The following is a 3,102-nucleotide window of genomic DNA, read 5'->3' on the forward strand; positions in this document are numbered from 1 at the left end:
CCGACGGTGTGGGCGAGCACGATCGGTGGGACGGCCAGGACGGTGGTGAGCGCTGCCGCGGAGGCGACCTGGCGGGGCCATCTCACCGCGCCCACCCCCACCGGCCAGCCCGCCCAGGCGAGCGGGGACGGGTCCGGCTTACGGGGGTGGGGTGGTCACCGGTCATGTGCGGCTGCTGGGGTGCGGACGAGGCGGGTCCACAGCCGGTACACCCACCACATGGTTACGGCGGTGGCGTAGATGCCGGCGAGGACGCCGAGCATGCGTTGCGACGTGATCGCGGCGGTGATGACGGCCAGCGGCGCGCCGATGACCAGTCGCAGCAGCCAGGGGCGGATCAGGGCCATGACCGCGCCGATGCCGATCAGCAGCCCTCCGAAACGGCCGGCGAGGTCGATGAAGAGCACCATGTCGGGCCACCGGTCCGCGGTCATCGAGTACTGGACGAGGCCCATCCCGATCGCGGCGGCGAGGACGGAACCGGTCGGGAACGACAGGAGGGCCGACCATCCGCCGGGTGGGGTGCGCCATTGGAGGGCGGCCACGACCGCGGCGACGAGGGCGAGGACAACGATCGGGGTGACGGGCAGCAGCGCCCATCGCAGGAACGGGCCGACTGGCATCCCGAGGTACTGGGCGGCGACCACGGCGTAGAGGCTGGCCAGGCCCATGCCCAGCGAGACCGCCGACAGGATGCCGAGGCTGACCATTCCTGCGGGTGACCGTGTGGCGTTCCCTGCGCTGTGGGCGGCGGCCAGGGCGCCGAGGAGCGTGCCGGCGGACAGGCAGGCGATGACCGCGAACACCGACGCCATCGCCAGCTGCCCCCAGGAGGGGATCGCCCACTCGTTCGGATACACCCCGCGCCAGTCGATGGTGAGCAGCATCTGGCTGATCATCGCCAGCGACGCGAACCCGGCCACCGCGACGGGCAGCACCCGCCGTGCCGGCGGCACCTCCGGCTCCGGCCCTCCCACGCCGCCTGCGGTAGGCGCGGTGGTGTTCGCGTCGGCCGCCCCACGGGCGGCGGTGAGCATCGGGTCATCGACGACCCGCGGGGTGAGGCCGGTGCGCTCGGCGATGACGGCGGCTGCCGCAGGTAGGCGTGCGGTGCCGCCGACCAGGTACACCCCGGCCAGGTCCGCCGGGGTGAGCTCGGCGGCGATGACCGCGTCGACGGCGAGCTGCCCGACCCGCTGCAGGACCGGCCGCGCCGCCTGCTCCAACATCACACTGGTCGCCACCACCGCCGTCCCAGTGGGTTGGGGAACGGTGATGGCGGCGTGCTGGGCGAGGGCTTCCTTCGCGGTCCGCACGCTCGCCGCCCACGCCCACCCACCGCCATCGCCCTGCCCGGCCAGGACCGTGGCGAGGGCGTGGTCAATGGCGTCGCCGCCGGCGGCGGGGTCGGCCAGGGTGGCGAGGACCTCGAACCCGGCGGGGCCACGACGCAGGACCGTGACCTCCGCCCCGCCGCCGACGTCCACCACCATCAGATAGGCGCCGACCGGTGTCTGGGTGCCGGTGGCCAGCAGGTGTTGCGCCACCGCGACCGGCGCCTCGACCAGGCGGGGCTGTCCCAGGCCGGCGCGGTGCGCCGCGTGCCGCATCCACGTACGCCGCCTTGGCCCCCACCCGGCCGGCACCACGAGCCGTACGTCCTCGATCGGCCCGCCGACCATCTGCCCGGCGTGCTCGGCTATCCGCCGGAGGGTGGCCGCCACCAGGTCGGTCGCCTCGACCTGCCGGCCGTCGACGTCGATGCTCTGTTCGGCGAGGCGTTGCGGGGCCGGGACGAACCGGTGTGGCTGGTGCGTGGCGGCCTGCCACGCCTGCTGCCCGGTCCACACACTGGTGTCCTCGGCGACCCACACGGCGCTGGGCATCGCTGGCACGCCGTCGACGGTCACCGGGGTCCACCGGCCGTCAGGCCACGCCAACACCGCCACCGTGCTGGCGGAACCGTAGTCGATCGCCAGCCGCGCCTGCCCCGACATGCGAGCCAGTCAAACATGAAGAAGATCCTCACGTCACCCGTGAAAAGCACTTTCACGTGCCGGACGCGGGCGCAAGGACGTCGATGGGCGGGCACCCCTCGACGACCAGGACCCCGCGCATCGTTCCTGTCGATGGCCGTTGCGGCACCAGCCTTACGTGGCGACGCCAGGGCGAAGCAGCCCGACAGCACGACGGCGGAAGCGTCTCTGCCCGCGTTCGGCCCGCCTACCCGTGCACGCGCACTCAGAGGTCACAGGGCAGGCGCCGGGGTCGTGACCTGCGGTTGTGAGGTCGTGTAAGGCGCTGTGAGCTTGTGTGATCCGCCGCAGGCGTCCCCACCGGCCTGCCCGGGCCTAGCGTTGCCGCACATCCCACCAGGTCGGCAGGAAGGGACGTCATGGGCATCCGGACCACCGCTCGCATCGGCAGGACCCTGACCGCCGGTCTCGTCATCGGCGCTCCCGCGCTGCTGCTGTACAGCCTCGGCCGCCCCCAGCTGCGGTGGCCGGACGGCGACGAGGTCCAGGCGTGGATCGGGCAACCGTTGACCCCGGGATTCCTCACCGTCCTGGCGCTCGCCGCCGGGTGGGCTCTCTGGGCGCTGCTGGCCACCACCGTGCTCACCCACCTGCACCATCGTGCCGGCCACCGCCCGCGCCGGCTCGGCCAGCTCCGCCTCCCGGGACCGGTGCAGGGCCTGACCGCGGCGCTGCTCGGTGCCACCGCCGTGACCACCGGTGCCAGCGGCACCGCCCCCGCCCTCGCCGTCACGGCCGCGGATCTCGCAGACAACCCCACACCACCAGCGGGCAACGCCGACAGCAGCCCTCGCCCCACTGGGGCTTCGGATGACCGGGACGACACCGGGACCGCAGTGAAGCCGCGCACCGTCACGGTGCGCCGGGGCGACACCCTGTCCGGGATCGCCGCCCGCCGCCTCGACGACGCCGACCGGTGGCGGGAGATCTACTCCCTCAACCGCGGCACACGCTTCACCACCGGCAGCCTGACCGACCCCGACCTCATCCGGCCCGGCTGGAGGCTGCGCCTGCCCGCCGACGCGGACACGCCTGCCCCACACACGCCCTCCACGCCCCCACTGGC

General features: G+C 73.7%; 2 protein-coding genes. One reads left to right on the plus strand and one right to left on the minus strand.

Going from position 1 to position 3,102, the window contains the following annotated elements:
• Positions 1–155: 155 nt before the first annotated feature.
• Positions 156–1,997: an Hsp70 family protein gene (locus E1258_RS35290; RefSeq protein ID WP_132407486.1), complete on the minus strand. Its 1,842-nt coding sequence runs from the start codon at positions 1,995–1,997 to the stop codon at positions 156–158.
• Between the two features lie 398 nt (positions 1,998–2,395).
• On the opposite strand from E1258_RS35290, the gene E1258_RS31485 reads away from it, so the two are divergent.
• Positions 2,396–3,102: LysM peptidoglycan-binding domain-containing protein (locus tag E1258_RS31485; RefSeq protein ID WP_132407488.1), on the plus strand; the 707-nt coding region annotated here is incomplete at its 3' end.

The sequence above is a fragment of the Micromonospora sp. KC207 genome, assembly GCF_004348615.1.
Classification (GTDB): domain Bacteria; phylum Actinomycetota; class Actinomycetes; order Mycobacteriales; family Micromonosporaceae; genus Micromonospora.